General features: G+C 61.0%; 17 protein-coding genes. 1 reads left to right on the top strand and 16 read right to left on the bottom strand.

Annotated elements, in window-relative coordinates:
- Positions 1-160 precede the first annotated feature (160 nt).
- Both CAK95_RS22485 and CAK95_RS22480 read right to left on the bottom strand, forming a co-directional pair.
- A complete protein-coding gene (locus tag CAK95_RS22485; RefSeq protein ID WP_086089952.1) occupies positions 161-1927 on the bottom strand; it encodes an adenine deaminase in 1767 nt (588 codons plus the stop codon).
- A 2-nt stretch (positions 1928-1929) separates the two neighbouring features.
- A complete protein-coding gene (locus tag CAK95_RS22480; RefSeq protein ID WP_086089951.1) occupies positions 1930-2913 on the bottom strand; it encodes a Bug family tripartite tricarboxylate transporter substrate binding protein in 984 nt (327 codons plus the stop codon).
- Positions 2914-3190: 277 nt separating this feature from the next.
- Between CAK95_RS22480 and CAK95_RS22475 the strand changes: the two genes are divergently transcribed.
- Positions 3191-4642 carry an acetamidase/formamidase family protein gene (locus CAK95_RS22475; RefSeq protein ID WP_120265355.1) on the top strand — a complete coding sequence of 484 codons (1452 nt, stop codon included), beginning with the start codon at positions 3191-3193 and terminating at the stop codon, positions 4640-4642.
- Between the two features lie 32 nt (positions 4643-4674).
- Here CAK95_RS22475 and CAK95_RS22470 read toward each other — a convergent pair whose 3' ends face one another.
- The 14 genes from CAK95_RS22470 to CAK95_RS22405 form a co-directional block, all read right to left on the bottom strand.
- On the bottom strand, positions 4675-5895 hold the full coding sequence (locus tag CAK95_RS22470; RefSeq protein ID WP_086089950.1) for an MFS transporter: 1221 nt from the start codon (positions 5893-5895) through the stop codon (positions 4675-4677).
- Positions 5896-5965: 70 nt separating this feature from the next.
- Positions 5966-7201, bottom strand: a complete 1236-nt coding sequence (locus CAK95_RS22465; protein WP_086089949.1) for an alpha-hydroxy acid oxidase — start codon at positions 7199-7201, stop codon at positions 5966-5968.
- Positions 7202-7240: 39 nt separating this feature from the next.
- Positions 7241-8245: a thiamine-phosphate kinase gene (gene thiL / locus CAK95_RS22460; protein WP_086091585.1), complete on the bottom strand. Its 1005-nt coding sequence runs from the start codon at positions 8243-8245 to the stop codon at positions 7241-7243.
- 15 nt (positions 8246-8260) lie between these two features.
- Positions 8261-8785: a transcription antitermination factor NusB gene (nusB, locus tag CAK95_RS22455; RefSeq protein WP_086089948.1), complete on the bottom strand. Its 525-nt coding sequence runs from the start codon at positions 8783-8785 to the stop codon at positions 8261-8263.
- The gene (gene ribH / locus CAK95_RS22450; protein ID WP_086091584.1) at positions 8782-9282 is read right to left on the bottom strand and encodes a 6,7-dimethyl-8-ribityllumazine synthase; all 501 of its coding nucleotides are present in this window, start codon (positions 9280-9282) and stop codon (positions 8782-8784) included. Before ribH ends, nusB begins: the two co-directional genes overlap by 4 nt.
- A gap of 87 nt (positions 9283-9369) precedes the next feature.
- Entirely contained in the window at positions 9370-9975 is a 606-nt protein-coding gene (locus tag CAK95_RS22445) for a riboflavin synthase (protein WP_086089947.1), read from the bottom strand.
- The gene (gene ribD / locus CAK95_RS22440) at positions 9975-11075 is read right to left on the bottom strand and encodes a bifunctional diaminohydroxyphosphoribosylaminopyrimidine deaminase/5-amino-6-(5-phosphoribosylamino)uracil reductase RibD (RefSeq protein ID WP_342587964.1); all 1101 of its coding nucleotides are present in this window, start codon (positions 11073-11075) and stop codon (positions 9975-9977) included. The genes CAK95_RS22445 and ribD overlap by 1 nt, the downstream gene beginning before the upstream one ends.
- Before the next feature lie 26 nt (positions 11076-11101).
- The gene (gene nrdR / locus CAK95_RS22435; protein WP_086089946.1) at positions 11102-11590 is read right to left on the bottom strand and encodes a transcriptional regulator NrdR; all 489 of its coding nucleotides are present in this window, start codon (positions 11588-11590) and stop codon (positions 11102-11104) included.
- Between the two features lie 31 nt (positions 11591-11621).
- Complete coding sequence (glyA, locus tag CAK95_RS22430; protein ID WP_086089945.1) at positions 11622-12923, bottom strand: serine hydroxymethyltransferase; 1302 nt, start codon at positions 12921-12923, stop codon at positions 11622-11624.
- A gap of 92 nt (positions 12924-13015) precedes the next feature.
- The gene (locus CAK95_RS22425) at positions 13016-13213 is read right to left on the bottom strand and encodes a DUF6898 family protein (protein WP_086089944.1); all 198 of its coding nucleotides are present in this window, start codon (positions 13211-13213) and stop codon (positions 13016-13018) included.
- A gap of 317 nt (positions 13214-13530) precedes the next feature.
- Positions 13531-14046 carry a transcriptional regulator LdtR gene (ldtR, locus tag CAK95_RS22420; protein ID WP_086089943.1) on the bottom strand — a complete coding sequence of 172 codons (516 nt, stop codon included), beginning with the start codon at positions 14044-14046 and terminating at the stop codon, positions 13531-13533.
- A gap of 369 nt (positions 14047-14415) precedes the next feature.
- Entirely contained in the window at positions 14416-15303 is an 888-nt protein-coding gene (gene mmsB / locus CAK95_RS22415; protein WP_086089942.1) for a 3-hydroxyisobutyrate dehydrogenase, read from the bottom strand.
- 51 nt (positions 15304-15354) lie between these two features.
- Complete coding sequence (locus CAK95_RS22410) at positions 15355-15795, bottom strand: DUF6163 family protein (protein ID WP_086089941.1); 441 nt, start codon at positions 15793-15795, stop codon at positions 15355-15357.
- Positions 15792-16853 carry an enoyl-CoA hydratase/isomerase family protein gene (locus tag CAK95_RS22405; RefSeq protein ID WP_086089940.1) on the bottom strand — a complete coding sequence of 354 codons (1062 nt, stop codon included), beginning with the start codon at positions 16851-16853 and terminating at the stop codon, positions 15792-15794. The genes CAK95_RS22410 and CAK95_RS22405 overlap by 4 nt, the downstream gene beginning before the upstream one ends.
- Between the last annotated feature and the right edge of the window lies 1 nt (position 16854).

Here is a 16854-nt window from a genome sequence, read left to right as displayed (position 1 = left end):
TGCTTTCATTGCCGCCGGACGCGCGGAATCGCCTCCGCCCGGCCACAAAAGCGCGCGGACATTGCCAAAAACGTTGTGGCAAAGCAATCGCTGGTTTTATTGGGTTTCTCCGGCATCCACGCTTCTTGAAGAGTTCCCATAAAACGGATGCCAGAGATGTTTATAGCGCTCGGATCAGGGTCGGCCGAATGTCCTTCGTCGTCCCATCGGTCAGCCCAAGGTCGGTGAGATGTGGGCCGGGATTGCAGGCGAGCGACTGGCCGCTCAACGCCTTGAAGGTCCGGTATGGCGGCTGCCACGCACAGATTTCGCCGGCGACCTCGACAATGCGCTTGTGCGCGCGGCCGACCTCTTCCGGTCCATCGAGCGACAACATACCGGCAACCGGATACGCTAACGAGGCAGCCACCTCGCCGTCCTTCACGACGGCGGTACCGCCCTTCATGCCGATCACGGTGTTCGCGGCCAGCGCCATCTCCGCAGCGTCATGGCCATAGACGATCAGGTTATGGGAATCGTGCGAATAGGACGTCGCGAAAGCACCGCGCCACCTCTCCCACCCTTCGATGATGGCGACCTGCGGCTTCGGATCGTTGCGGCCGTGACGATGCACGATCGCCATCACGCTGAGTTCCGGCGGCACGACCGCAAAGCCGTCGCGCACCTCGACCTCCACTTCGCTCCAGGAATTGAAGCGTGCGCCCTTGATCGTCTGCAACACGGCCCGGCCGTTAGTCATGCCCAGCACGCGGACACGGAAATCGTCGGCCGATAGCGTTGCGACTTTCATCGTATTATCGAGCGGCGGCTCGTATGCCGGTACAGGCTCGATCATGCGTCCGCCTTTGGCGACGTGGCGTCCATTCGAATAGACAGATTCGATTTTCACCTCACGCAGATCGGACAACGCGACAAGGTCGGCTTTGCGTCCGGCCGCGACGAGGCCAAGATCATCCCGGCGCAAACGGATCGCGTTGTTGATGGTCGCGCAGCGGATCGCCTGCAGCGGATCGAGGCCGTAGCGAATGAGCCGGCGCAGCACGTCGTTGATACCGCCATGCGCGACGAGATAGTCCGGAAACACATCGTCGGTGCAGATGGTCAAATTGGTCGGAATGACCGGCAGGGAATTGAGCGCCTCAACCACGCCGGGTAGCACATTGTCGTGGGAGCCGCGGATCTCGACCGTGAACCCGGCGCGTAACTTTTCCAGCGCATCGTCGCCGGACCCGATTTCGTGATCCGCGGAAATGCCGGCGGACAAATAGGCCATGAGCCCTGGCCCGGTCAGTTCGCGCGCATGTCCCTCGATGATCTTTCCCGAGGCGTTTGCGGCCTCGAGGATCCCCATCATCCGCGGCTGCGCCTCCAGCACCGCGCGCATGTCCATGACTTCGGCAAGGCCGGCGACGTCAGGCCATGACATCAATTCGCGGATGTCATCAGCCTTGAAATCGGCGCCCGATATCTCCAGCCCCGGTGCAGCCGGAACACATGAAGACGCCTGGACGATGAACCGCAGCGGCAGATTGCGCGTCGCCGCAATGGCGTAGCGAATGCCATCGAGCCCGATCACATTGGCGAGTTCATGCGGGTCCCAGAAGATCGTGGTCGTGCCCTGCGGCACGACCACGGACGCATAGTGATGCGGCAGCATATGCGAGGATTCGACATGCACGTGACCGTCGATAAAACCGGGTGTCACGATCAGGCCGGCCAGATCGTGCGTCTCCTTCGCCTCGGTAAAAGCACCTGGCGCATGCACGCTCGCGATCATCGGACCAACGATGCCGATATCGGCCTCGTAGATTTCCATGGTTGCGACATTGGCAATACGCGCGCCGCGCAGCAGGAGATCAAACGGTGCACGGCTCTGCGCCGCGTCGATCGCCCGTTTGCGGATTTCGAATGGGACAGGATCGAACAAAGTTATTCCGCCTTGATACCGGTGGCCTTCACCAGCGCCGAGAATTTCTCATGCTCGGCGGCGAGGAATGCCGCAAACTCCTTCGGCGAATTGCCTGACGGAAGCGTATTGGACGCGCGCAGCTTTTCGTCGACCGCGGGCTCCTTAACGACTGCGGCGAGCGCCTGATGCAGCTTTTCGACGATCGCCGGGTCGGTCTTGATCGGCGCGAACAGTCCATACCAGACCGTGACCGAAACACCCCGGAGGTCGGGAAACTCGGCCAGGCTCGGAATGTCCTTGGCCATCGCCGATCGCTCCGGCTCGGTAATGCCAAAGGCCTTGATGTTGCCCGCCTTCACATTCCCCATCGCCATCACCAGCGGCAAAACCGCAAGATCAATCTGGTTACCCATCAGGTCGGTCGGAATCTGTGCGCCGGTCTTGTACGGCACATGCACCATGTTGACCTTGCCGATGCTGTTGATCATCTCGCCGGCCAGATGCAGCGATGTGCCAACGCCAGAGCTCGCGTAGTTGTATTTGCCGGGATTGTCTTTCAGGAGTTTCATCAGTTCGGCAAGGTTATTGGCCGGGAAATCCTTGCGGCCGAGCAGGATCAGCGGCGAGGAACCGACCATCGAGATCGGCTGGAAATCCTTGAGCGGGTCGATGGTCACGAGCGAAGGCGATACCAGCTTCTGGATCACGATCGAGCTCTCGACCGAGAATAACAGCGTATAGCCATCCGGCTCTGCACGCGCCGCGCGCGTCGTGCCGATGGCACCGCCTGCGCCGACGATGTTTTCAACCACGACGGAGACCCCGAGTTTTGCCCCCAGCCGGTCGGAAACGATGCGCGCAATGGCATCGACGCTGCCGCCGGCCCCATACGGCACGATCAACGTGATCGGGCGGCTCGGATAGCTCGGAGTTTGGGCCTGAGCCGGCAAAACAGCCGCGGCAAATGCAAAAATGGCGGCAAAACGGGCAGCGAATAAGCGCATGACAATACTCTCTTGATCCTGGCCAGTGGCCAGCACGCATCATGCGCGGCAGTCACCAGCTTCGCAATGCTGCCTGCAAGTTGCATACCGCATACGCCGTTTGCGTTCGCGCAAGACCGGCCGCCGCAGCATCACGCCGCCTTGCCTGGCTCGACCGCGGTCCACTGCCGCTATTCTCGGCGTACCGTCAAGACTTTGGGCGCGGCCCGTCATTGCCGCCGAAGTCCGGACCGCTACACTGAACGCGCCGGGCTCAGGAAAAAGCAGGAGAGCACCCATGTGCGCGGGCGACGATACGACATGTCCACACTACGAGTTGCATTATCGTCAGTTCAAGGAAGCACTTGATCAGGAGCGCCGCTCCTTCATGAAGTCGGCCTTCGCAGCGGCGGGTGGCGCCGCGGCCTGGGGCGGTGGCGTCTCATTGGTGACACCGGGCATGGCCAGGGCGGCCGCCGCACAGATGCCGGCGAAGCGCAGCTATCATCATTTGCCAGCCACAGCCGACACGGTGCATTGGGGCTATTTCAGCAAGAAGCTGAAGCCGCAAGTCGAAATCGACTCCGGAGACTTCATCACCATCGAGACCCTCACCCATCATGCGGCCGACGATCTGGAGCGGATGGTGAAAGGCGATCCCGGCGCCGAGAGTGTCTATCTCTGGACCAAGGACAAGAAAGGTGTGAACCGGCGTGGCGCCGGGCCTGAAGACGCGTCCTTGTTCGGTCGCGGCGCAGGCGAAGGGCTCGGCGTACATATCTGCACGGGTCCCGTCTTTGTGCGCGGCGCGGAGCCCGGCGACGTGCTCGAGGTGCGCATTGTCGATGTCGCGCCGCGCCCCTGCGCAAACCCGAAATTTTCCGGCAAGGCTTTCGGCAGCAACGCCGCTGCCTGGTGGGGCTTTCACTACAAGGACCTGATCACCGAACCAAAACCGCGCGAGGTCATCACCATCTACGAGGTGGACGCCACCGGCACGCGCAACTGGGCGCAGGCCGTCTACAATTTTCAGTGGACCCCACAGACCGATCCGTTCGGCGTGGTCCACAAAACCATCGACTATCCAGGCGTGCCGGTCGATCACGCGACGGTGAAAGAAAACCACGGCATCCTCAAGGGCGTGCGCATTCCGATCCGTCCGCATTTCGGGGTGATCGGGCTTGCGCCCAAGGAGGCCGACATCGTCGACTCGATTCCGCCGAGCTACACCGGCGGCAACATCGACAACTGGCGGATCGGCAAGGGCGCAACCATGTATTATCCCGTTGCCGTCGAAGGCGCCCTGCTCTCTGCTGGCGATCCGCATGCCTCGCAGGGCGATTCAGAGATGTGCGGCACCGCCATCGAATGCTCGCTCACCGGCACATTCCAGCTGATCCTGCACAAGAAAGCCGATCTTGCCGGCACGCCCCTCGAACAACTCGACTATCCCATGCTTGAAACTCAGAACGAGTGGCTCGTGCACGGCTTTAGCTTTGCCAACTATCTCACCGAGCTTGGCCCCAAGGCACAGTCGGAAATCTACAGCAAGTCGTCCGTCGATCTCGCGTTGCGCGACGCGTTCCGGAAAATGCGCCACTTCCTGATGACCACAAAAAAGCTCACCGAGGACGAAGCGATCTCGCTCATCACAGTCGGTTGCGATTTCGGCATCACTCAGGTCGTCGACGGCAACTGGGGCGTCCATGCGGTGATCCGCAAAGACATCTTTGCCGGGGTGACGGCTTAGCGCCCGCCTATCCAAAAGCGCAGGCCGCATCATCAGGCCTGCGCTTTCGCTCCTCCGCGCAGCACCAGCCACAGCAGCATCGCACCGGCAATGAACACGACGGGGAATACAATCTGGTTGACCGCCGCCCAGCCGAACGTGGCCAGGATCTTGCCGGAGCCAAACGATCCGATCGCCATCGCGCCAAAAACGAGGAAATCGTTGACGCTCTGAACGCGGGTGCGCTCTTCGGGCCGATGCGTCTGCGTCACCAGCGCGGTTGCGCCGATGAAGCCGAAATTCCATCCCATGCCGAGCAGCACGAGGCCAACCCAGAAATGCCAGAGGGTGATTCCGGCAATGCTGATCGCCGCGCTCGCGATCAACAGCACGAAGCCGGCGCCGATCACGCGTTCGACGCCGTAGCGTCCGATCAGCGTGCCGGTGAAGAAACTCGGCACGTACATGCCAAGCACGTGCCATTGCAGGCCGAGCGTGGCATCGGTGACGCTGTGGCTGCACTCGATCATGGCGAGCGGCGCGGCCGTCATCACCATGTTCATCATCGCGTAGCTGGCAATGCCGCAAGCCACCGCGACGATGAATTTCGGCTGCCGTGCGATCACCGATATCGGCCGACCCGACCGGCCTTCGGCCAATGCCGGCGGCATCGGGATTTTCAGAAGCATCAAAGTCAGGCCGGCAATCGCCGCCACAACGGCCTGCGCGAGATAGGTCGCGGCGAACAGATAGGGCGGCCACATGTCCTTGGTCTGGATGACGATCTGTGCCCCGATAATGGCGGCGAAGATTCCGCCAATCAGCACATAGGATATGGCTTTGGGCCGGAAGGCCTCGCTCGCGGTATCGGCTGCGGCAAAGCGATAGGCCTGATGCGCGGCAGCGTAGAAGCCGGAGAAGATCGCACCGACGTTGAACAGCACGAACGATCCCTGCAGCACCGCAATGCAGCAGATGATGCCGGTCAAAATCCCGCACAGCGTGCCGATCTGGAACGCCGTCCGCCGGCCATAGCGCCGCGCCAATGCACCGACCGGCAAGGTGCCAAGCCACAGGCCAATGACATAGACCGTAATCGGAACCGTCGCGAGTGTCTTGTCGGGCGCCAGTATCGCACCGGCAATCGAGCCGGTCGCCAACAGGATCGTGTTGTTGCCGCCAGCCAGCGCCTGCGTCACCGCCAGCACCATCGCATTGCGACGCGCCAGCGTATCGTCAATCAGATGTTTCGCGTCTTCGGCAACGACCGACATGCAAGATTCCCGGCAAAGGACGCCCTACATATCGGCCTGGCTGAATATAAGCCAGTGCCGTCCGGGCAGGTCAGAACTGCACGGCGCCCGGGTGGGGAATGGTGAAATCGCGCAAGGCCGCAAAATTCGGGGCGCCGAGCTGCCGCATCGCAACACCGATCTCCTCGACCAGCATGTCGGTCACATAGTCGGCTCCATCGGAACCGATAGCCCCGACGCCGTAAAGAAACGCCCTGCCCGCCAGCGCCGCCTTGGCGCCAAGCGCGATCGTCCGCACCACATCGAGGCCGGACCGGATGCCACCATCAATGAGAATGGTCGCCTTGTTTCCCACCGCCTCTGCAATGGCCGGCAGCACGTCGATCACAGCAGGCGCCGCCTCCAGTTGCCGGCCGCCATGGTTCGACACCTGGATGCCGTCCAGCCCGATCGCCACCGCCTTCTCCGCATCGGCGGGATGCATGACCCCCTTGATCACCATTGGGCCCTTCCAGAGATCGCGATAGCGCTTCATCTCCTCGAAGGTGATCGCACCGCTGACTTCGCGCTGCGCATACCAGGCGACATCAGCCTTGCTGGCATTCGGCCCGCAATAGGGTGCAAGACAGGGAAAGCTCGGCTGTCCTGTGCGCATCAAAGCCGACAGCCAGCCCGGCGACACCGCAGCCTGCCGGATGGTGCGGAAGGTCGGACGGAACGGCAGCGTCAGGCCGTTGCGCAATTCGCCCGGCCGTTTGGCGCGTCCCGGCGTATCGACGGTGACGACCAGCACATGAATGCCGGCGTCCTGCGCCCGGCGCACCAGGTCGAAGCCGACCTTGTGATCGTCCTTGGCCAGCCGGTAGAGCTGGAACCAGGTCACGTCCGGTGCAATCGCTGCAAGCTCTTCCAGCGCCACGCCGCTGACGGTGCCGGCCGTATAGGGAATGCGCGCGCGTTGCGCGGCACGCGCCAGCAACCGTTCCGCGCCCGGCCAGAACACACTCTGCAAACCCATCGGCGCAACACCGATCGGCGCCGCATAATGACGGCCGAACAATTCCACATCGGTCGAAACCGGACCACGATCCTCGCCGATGCGCGGCACCATCGTGATCGCATCGAGCGCATCGGCATTGCGCTTCACCGCAAGGTTTTGGCCCGCACCGCCGGCGACTGTCTCATAGCCAAGCGAGGGCACGCGCCTCTCGGCAGCTTTCCGCAAATCCTCAATCGTGGGAAATCGCCGCCGCAACTGCGCTTCGCGCGACGAGCCGGAGACGCCCCAGCCCATCGGCGCGGGTTTCATCGCGGTGCGATCATGCATCTCATCTCTCCCCAGACCATTATCTTTTATTGTTTCTTGTCAGAAATGGCTGAACGAGGTGCGGGCGAATGTCAACGCCGCACCGTCGGCACCGACTATGCGTGGCGGATCATGGCCTTCAAGGATTTCACCGATATCGGTCACCCCAATATCGGCCGCGGTCGCGAGTTCGCGAAATCTCTCAATACGATCCGGCGCAACGGTGCAGAGGATTTCGTAATCGTCACCACCGGTTGCGATGGTTTCGATCAAGGCCGGTTCCGATGACAGCGCATGCCTTGCGCCGCTCGAAAGCGGGATAGCCTTGGCCTCAATCCGCGCCGATACACCGGACACATCGCACAGCTTGGCAAGATCGCCGACCAGCCCATCGGATACGTCCATGGCTGCTGAGGCAAGCGCCCTCACCGCCGCAGCCATGGCCAGGCGCGGTTGCGGCACACGATAGCGATCGATGAGATGTTTGGCATCGCCGTCGCTCAACGACCATGCGGCCTTGCGCGCCGGCTCGCGCAGCAATTTCAACCCGAGCGCGCCATCGCCAATGGTGCCGGTGACGAAGACCCGATCGCCAGGATTCGCGCCGCTGCGCTGAACCATGGTGCCGCGCGGCAGCACGCCGAAGGCGAAGATCGAGACCGATAAAGGCCCATCGGTTTTGACGGTGTCGCCGCCGAAGACCGGACATGAAAAGTGTTCGCAGTCTGCCTTGAGCCCCGACGCGAAAGCATCCAGCCAAGTTTCATTTGACGAAGAGTCGTTCGATCCGGCCGGCAATGCCAGTGTCATCAGACAGCCGGCAGGTGCCGCGCCTTTGGCCGCAAGATCGGAGAGGTTCACACGCAGCGCTTTTTTCGCAACGCAATTGGCGGGATCGGCGGGCAGGAAATGAACGCCCGAGACGATGGCGTCCGCGGTCAAAACCAGTTCGTGCCCTTCAGGCGGTGAGTAGAAGGCTGCATCGTCGCGAAGACCGAGCGCACCGTCCGCGGTCGCGAGCGGTTTGAAATATCGGGCGATCAGCTTGTCTTCGCCTGACTGCATCTGTGTATGCCGCAATCACTTTCTTGCCGGATCGAAATCCTCCGCCCGCATGTTCCGCGCGAGCATATCGAGCACCGCATTGACCATGCCGGTTTCGTCGCGGTCGACGAACGCATTGGCGACATCGACATATTCCGACACGATGACGCGGACCGGAATATCCTTGCGATTGGTCAGTTCGAAGGCGCCAGCGCGCAACACCGCGCGTACCAGCGCCTCGACACGCTTCAACGGCCACCCCTTGCTCAGGGCTTGATCGATGGCCGGATCCAGGTTGCGCTGATCGGCCACCACACCGCGAACGATATCGCGGAAGAACGCGGCTTCGGCCGGCAGATACTTGTCGCCTTCCACCTCGCCACCAAGCCAATGGCTCTCGAACTCGGCAAGAATATCGTTCAGATCCGTACCGGCGATGTCCATCTGATACAGCGCCTGCACGGCCGCGAGCCGCGCCGCCCCGCGCCGGTTGGCCTTGCGATCGTCGGTTTGCGCTTTCTGGCGCTCGGTCGGCTGCCCGCCTTTTGGTGCGCTGTTCATTTTTTTGCTTTCGACAGGCTGCGTTTGATATCGATGAGCGTCAATGCCGCACGCGCCGCCTCGCCGCCCTTGTTGCCTTCGCTGGTGCGGGCTCGCGCCCAGGCTTGCTCTTCGGTGTCCACGGTCAGGATAGCATTGCCGATCGGAATCTTGCGGGCGATCGACACATCCATCAGTCCGCGCGCGGATTGCTCCGACACGATCTCGAAATGGATGGTGTCGCCGCGGATCACGCAGCCGAGCGCGACAGCTCCGTCATAGGGTTCCTTCCGCTCCGCGGCGGCATCAAGCCCGATCGCAAGCGCGGTCGGAATCTCGAGCGCACCGGGAACGGTGATGCAATCGTGGCTCGCGCCGGCATCGTCCAAAGCACCGACCGTGCCGGCCAGCAATTCGTCGGCAAGGTCTTCATAATAGCGCGCCTCGACGATGAGAATTCGCGCCTCCTTGAGGCTCGCGCTCGTCGCTTCCGATTTGCCTTGCCGCGGTCCCGCCATCGCAATCTCCAGGCGCAACCAACCGCGCCACATCTTATCTGTTCGCGCGCCACTAACTACACGCCGCAATCCGCCGCAAGACCGATATCAGCGGGCTTCCATCAACCGCGCGGCATAGCGCGCCATCACGTCGATTTCGAGATTGATTTGCGTGTCCTTGCGCCAGCCGCCGATGGTTGTCACCTGCAGCGTATGGGGGATCACCAGCACCGAAAATTGGCTGCCATCGGCCTCATTCACCGTCAGCGATACGCCGTCCAGCGCCACCGAGCCCTTCTTGGCGATGAAACGTGACAGCTCTTTGGGAGCCGCCAGGAGAAACCGGGCCTGATCGGTCAAGTCCGTTCGGTCGAGCACAGTGGCGAGACCATCGACATGACCGCTGACAAGATGGCCGCCCAGTTCATCGCCCATCTTTAGCGAACGCTCAAGATTGAGTTTCGTATCCTTCTGCCAAGAGCGCACGGTGGTTAATCTAATGGTTTCTGCCGCTGCTTCGACGGCAAACCATGTGCGGCCTGCTGCCAGCCCCGTTTCAACAACCGTCAAGCACACACCGGAACAAGCGATCGATGCGCCCAGTGCGATCGTATTGCGATCGTAGCTGCAGGCGATGAAGAAGCGACGCAGATCGCCGGCCAGATCCTGCACGTCGGAGATCTCGCCGATATCAGTGACAATGCCCGTAAACATTAGCTCCGCTCGAAATGACTTATTGTGTCCGCACCGACGGTCTCGCTGCCGATGAGACGCAGATGGGCCGAAGACGTGAGCGCGTCAAGCGAAAGCCCGTCCAGCGCATCGATACCATCCATGCCGATGACGACGGGCCCCCGGAACAATGCGGCCTCGTCCACCAGATCGGCTTCAATGAATGACGCAGCCACATTCGGCCCGCCTTCCACCATCAGCCGCGTGATGCCCTTGTTCGCAAGCGATTGAACGACATCCGGCAATGCCAGCGTCTCGCCTTCCCGCCGGACCCGTTGCACCTGCATACCCTGTTCATTCAGCGCATTCTCGCGATCGGCAGACGCATCCGGGCCGCAATAGACCCAGACCGGGACATCGCGCGCACCTTGCACGAGTTTCGATGTCAGAGGCAGGCGCAGGTCCCGGTCGAGAATGACACGGACGGGCGATTGCGATCCCATTCCAGGCAAACGGCAGGTCAGTTCCGGATCGTCGGCCAGCACAGTGCCGATGCCGACGAGAATGGCATCGTTCATCGCCCGCATCAGATGTACACGAGCCCGCGTCTCCTCCCCGGTAATTTGAACCGGTTTGCGGCCGGCGAGCGCGGCCTTGCCGTCGGCAGACACGGCGAGCTTCAGCGTGATGTGCGGACGACCATCGAGAATGCGGCGGATATGGCCCGCATGCGCTCCACGCGCCTCCTCGGCGCAAAGCCCGGACACGACCTCGATCCCCGCCGCGCGCAGCCGGGCGTAGCCCTGCCCTGCGACTTGCGGATTGGGGTCTTCCAGCGCAGACACCACGCGTGCGACGCCAGCGGCAACGATCGCGTCGGCGCAGGGCGGCGTCTTGCCGTGATGCGAGCACGGTTCGAGCGTGACGTAGAGCGTTGCGCCGCGCGCCGCTTCGCCGGCATGGCGCAACGCTTCGGTTTCCGCATGCGGCCGTCCTCCGGGCATGGTCCAGCCCCGGCCAATGACGATCCCATCCTTGACGATCACCGCGCCAACGGCCGGATTGGGCCAGGTGTTGCCAAGCCCGCGGCGCCCCAGCGCCAGCGCCAGCCGCATGAAGCGGAGGTCATCGGCCGCAGACACGGGCGGATCGCTGGCCGTCGCAGAGTTCACTTGCGCTGCGGCACCGCCGCCTTCGGATCCTCGTCCTCGCTGGATAGCGCTTTAAGGGCGTCCTCGAAGTCCTTCGCCTCGCGGAAATTCTTGTAAACCGAGGCGAAACGCACATAGGCGATATCGTCGAGTTCGCGCAAATGCGTCATCACATTCTCGCCGATCGTGTCGGTGGTGATTTCGCTTTCGCCAAGGCTTTCGAGATCGCGCACGATTTTCGAGACCATCTGCTCAAGGCGTTCGGGCTCGACATTGCGCTTGCGCAGCGCGATCTGCAGCGACCGCAACAGCTTGTCGCGATCGAACGGCACGCGGCGGCCGTTGCGCTTGATCACAATGAGTTCGCGCAACTGCACACGCTCGAATGTCGTGAAGCGAAACTGGCAGGTCAGACAGACGCGACGGCGGCGGATCGCGCTCGAATCCTCCGTCGGGCGCGAATCCTTCACCTGGGTATCGAGACTGCCGCAACTCGGACAGCGCATAGTCGCTTATCTCCGCCGGTCCCGCCGACGCTTACTGATAGATCGGGAATCGCCCAACCAGTGCTTTTACCTTCGCACGCACCGCGCCTTCCACAAGCGAATCCTCATCCGTCTGCTTCTGCGATAATACATCAAGCACTTCGGCGATCATCTCACCGATCTGCTTGAACTCCGCGATACCAAAGCCGCGCGTCGTACCGGCCGGTGTGCCAAGGCGGATGCCGGACGTGATGGTCGGCTTTTCCGGATCGTAGGGAATGCCATTTTTATTGCAGGTGATATGAGCGCGGCCCAGCGCAGTCTCCGACACCTTCCCGGTCAGCCGCTTGGGCCTCAAGTCAACCAGCATCAGATGCGTGTCGGTGCCGCCGGAGGTAATGTCATAGCCGGCTGACTTCAACGTCTCCGAAAGCACCTTCGCATTGTCGACGATGTTCTTCGCGTAGACCTTGAAGTCTGGACGCAGGGCTTCGCCGAACGCCACGGCCTTGGCCGCGATCACATGCATCAACGGCCCGCCTTGCAGACCAGGGAAAACGGCCGAGTTGATCTTCTTGGCGATCTCCGGATCGTTGGTCAGCACCACGCCGCCCCGCGGTCCGCGCAGCGTCTTGTGGGTGGTGGTCGTGACCACATGCGCATGTGGGAATGGCGACGGATGAACGCCGCCGGCGACCAGGCCGGCGAAGTGCGCCATGTCGACAAAGAGGTATGCGCCCACCTCATCGGCGATCTCGCGGAATCCCTTGAAGTCGAAGGTCCGAGGATAGGCCGAACCGCCGGCGATGATGATCTTCGGCTTGTGCTCTTGCGCGAGCTTTCGCACTTCTACGAGGTCGATCCGGTGGTCGTCCGGCCGGACATTGTAGGCCACCGCGTTAAACCACTTGCCCGACAGGTTGATTTTCATGCCATGGGTCAGGTGCCCGCCTGCCGCCAGATTGAGGCCGAGGAAGGTGTCGCCAGGGTTCATCAGCGCAAAAAAGACCGCCGCATTGGCCGAGGCGCCGGAATGCGGCTGCACATTCGCGAACTGACAACCGAACAGCCTCGTAATCCGGTCAATCGCCAATTGTTCAGCGATATCAACAAATTGGCACCCACCATAATAGCGTTTACCGGGATAGCCTTCGGCATATTTGTTGGTCAGGACCGAGCCCTGGGCCTCCAGCACGGCGCGGCTGACGATGTTTTCCGAGGCGATCAGCTCGATCTCGTCGCGCTGACGGCCGAGTTCGCTCCGGATCACCGCCGCGATTTCGGGATCGCTCTCCGCGAGCGTGGCGGAAAACAGGTTTGCGCGCTCGGCGCTTGCGGCGGACGGTGCCGACATAGCTTCTTCTCCTGTGCCTGGAACGCGCCGACTACCACATCGTGAGCCGAAGCGCCAAGCGATGGGTTCTATCGATCGATAGGCCGCAACATCTAGCGGTTTTCGGATGCGAACAGACGCTTCTTCAGCTTGGCCAAAGCCAGCTTCTGCAGATCCGCACGGGAAGCATGCGTCGGCCCCATGACCGTCACCTCGATCCCGGTCACGGCGTCGATCGCAGCCACTTTCATCACCGCGCCAACGACTGTGAACTCAAACAAGGTCTCGCGCTGCTTCTTTGCGCCGGCCATTCAAGCTTCCATCACGACGTATTCGTCCTCAATTCTGACTGGGAAGGTCTTAGCCGTAAACGGCCCGGTCGAAAACCACCCGACAATGCAGATGGTCGTGTTGCAATTTCCGAAGATCAAGACCGCATCCCCGCCTTTCAATGCACAAAAGGGCCCCCTGTTGCGGAAATGAATTCCGCACAGGAGGCCAACACGGCATCAGGCAGGCTGGTCACAAGACAAACGGACTGGTGCGCAGCGATATGCGTCCTGCAGATCGCAGTGCACGTGACGTGCACTCACGCGCCAAGTTCGTATTTTCGTCGCCTCTGAAACGATCAGAGACGATACAGGATCTGGTCGGTCCAGAAACGCTCGAGACGATGCAGCGATTTATTCAACGTGCCGAATTCTTCCGCGGTAATGCCGCCAACCTGTTCGACCGTGCGAACATGCTTCTGATAAAGCGCCTCGACGATGTCGCGAACCTCGGCGCCCTTGTCGGTCAGTTTGATCCGCACCGAACGGCGATCGACACGCGAACGCTGATGATCGAGGAATCCCATCTCGACAAGCTTCTTCAGATTATAAGAAACGTTCGAGCCGAGATAGTAACCACGCGTGCGAAGCTCGCCAGCAGTCAATTCCTTGTCGCCGATATTGTAGAGCAGCAGCGCTTGTACCGAATTGATATCCGCGCGGCCGCGGCGATCGAATTCGTCCTTGATCACGTCGAGCAGACGACGATGCAGACGCTCGACCAACGTCAAAGCTTCGAGATAGAGCGGACGAACATGCTCGAAGCGTTGCGTGTTCTGAATGGGTTGTTCGACCGGTTTTGCAACGGCTTTCATGTGACGCCTTCCTGAATTCTTTATATGTTTTAACCGGGGCCCTGTTTCCCCGTTGACGCCGAAATCTACGACCGATGATCTAAAATCGGCTTAAACAACAAAATAAAGAGAAGGTTACTTTGGCTAAGTCCCGGTAATGGTTTAACTTCAATTACTTGGAAACTTTAATCGTTTTCGTGCGGTCCCGATTTGTAGCCTTGGAGATTTTTCCCTCGGCGAAAGGGCCGGCGTTCTCGCTGTTCGCACCAGCGCGCCACATGAAATGTACAATTTGAGCAGACTTGATAATGCGCGGTTTACCGCCGCAGTCCGGACCGCGACAAAAGAACTGCGCCGGAGTGACGCCTTAAACCGCCGCTCGCGGTGACCTCATTCCCCGCGAAGAAATCGGATGATGCCGGAAAAATCTCGCGTCCCCTCACCGCTATCGACATACTGATCGTAGATCGCCGCGGCGCCCGCGCCGAGCGGCGTGGTGGCCTTTGCGCTCTTGGCGGCATCCTGTGCGAGCTTGAGGTCCTTCAACATCATGTTGGCTGTGAATCCGGCTTGATAGTCCCGATTGGCGGGCGATGTCGGTACAGGTCCAGGCACCGGACAATAGCTCGTCATGGCCCAGCACTGGCCGGACGACTTCGATGAGATGTCGAACAGTTTCTGGGCATCCAATCCAAGTTTTTCTGCCAGCACGAATGCTTCAGATACCGCGATCATCGAAATGCCGAGCACCATGTTGTTGCAGATCTTGGCGGCCTGTCCGTTACCGGGACCGCCGGCATGCACGATGGTCTTGCCCATGAGGTCCAGAATAGGCTTGGCGTTGTTGAAAGCAGCCTCTTCTCCGCCGACCATGAATGTCAGCGTACCGTTCTGCGCGCCAGTGACACCCCCGGAGACCGGTGCATCGACCATCAACAGGCCCTTGGCTTCGGCGGCAGCAGCAACCTCGCGCGCGGTCGCGACATCGATCGTTGATGAATCGATTAATAAGGTTCCGGTAGCTGCACGTTCGACGATTCCGTCAGCCCCAAGATAAGCTTGGCGCACTTCGTTGCCCGACGGCAGCATCGTCACGATGATGTTGGCGCCCGTTGCGGCTGCACCGACATTGTCTGCAGCATTGCCGCCGGAAGCGATCAGCCGCTCCATCGCTTCATTGTTCACGTCAACGCCAATCACCACGTGGCCAGCCTTGATGAGATGCTGCGCCATGGGAAAACCCATATTGCCCAGACCAATGAAAGCGATCCGCGCCATGTTAATCTCCCGCCTGAACAGGCCGTTCTTCGTTGTTATTCTGCTCGAACATCAATGCGGATGCTCGCGCGCCGACTGCAAGGCCAATACAAGGTAGCAACAAAACAGCGTCAGTTCGATCGCGACGACAAGCCATGACCCGCCATAGATCTGCGGGAAAAACACCTGCACCGCCGCCATCGAGACACCCGCGGTCAGCCACACCACAGCGCCCCAGACAGCGGCAAGCCAAAGGCCGACGGCTGCGACGAGATCGATGATCGCGAAATAAACCGTCGCGGTTTGCCAGGGGATCGGCTGCAAGGTGAAGGCGGAATCCGGCCCTTCGCCGATGCCGAGCACCACAGACCAATGATAGAGGCCCTTCAGCATCGAAATGACAGCCATGGCGCGCAGGAACCACAGCAACCAGCGGGTCCAGCGGCCCTGATCGTCTTTCTTCGAGGATTGAACCGGCTCGAGCGCCTGTTCGATGGACACAGGTTCGCTCATGACAGTTCCAGTTCGGCGTCAGGAAGAGGGGCAAAATAACGTTCGATCATCGTGTCAGACACCGCGTCCAAGTCCTTGGGATTCCAGCGCGGATTGTTGTCCTTGTCCACGATCACGGCCCGGACGCCTTCGGCCATGTCGTGACCATAGACGATCCGCGAGACGATGCGAAATTCGGTCCGCAGGCAATCCTCAAACGAATGGTGGCGGCCATATCGCATCTGGGCCAGCGACAGCTTCAGGCTTGTCGGCGATTTGCTCCGGATGGTCTGCGCGAGGTCTGCAGACCATCCGGCCTGGTCTGATCCTGTTCCGGCTTCCTGATCGAGGGCGGACAAAATCGCCTCGACACTGATCTGCGAGAAGATCCGGTCGATGGTCCGGCGGCGCGGCGTCACGTCGCCCTCACCTGGCCGTTCCATGAAATCGGAAAGCACAGCGTTGACCGGATCGCCTCCGCACAAGGCCGTCTGCAAATCCGCAAACCGATGGGATTTCACATAATGGGTTGCCGCCCCCGACAGTACGGCATCGGCCGCCTTCAACCGCTCGCCCGTGAGCGCACAGTAAGTCCCGATCTCGCCGGCGAGCCGCGGTAATGCATAGGTGCCACCGACATCCGGAAAGAAGCCGATGCTGACCTCAGGCATGGCAAAGGCATATCTGTCGCCCGCCACGCGATGCGAGCCGTGGATGGAAATGCCGACACCGCCGCCCATGACGATGCCGTCGATCAGCGAAAGATAAGGCTTCGGATAGCGCTTGATCGCCGTATTAAGCCGATATTCCTCCTTGAAGAATGTCAGCGCTTCCTGTTGGCGCCCGGCCTTCGTCAACTCATACAGCGCACGGATGTCGCCGCCGGCGCTGAAGGCGCGTTCGCTGTTCGAGGTGACGACAACACGTGTCACCGCAGCATCCCTCGCCCATTCATCGAGCTTTGCCGCCAATGCGCGCACCATCTCGTGCGTAATGGCGTTCAATGCCTTGGGACGATTCAGCGTCACGATGCCGGCGGCGCCGCGCCGCTCGAACAGGATGTCCTGTGTGCCAGTCACG

Origin of the sequence: Pseudorhodoplanes sinuspersici, from assembly GCF_002119765.1 — a bacterium.
GTDB lineage: Bacteria > Pseudomonadota > Alphaproteobacteria > Rhizobiales > Xanthobacteraceae > Pseudorhodoplanes > Pseudorhodoplanes sinuspersici.
The sequence above is the reverse complement of the archived record's forward strand: the minus strand, read 5'-3'. Positions and strand labels throughout refer to the sequence as shown.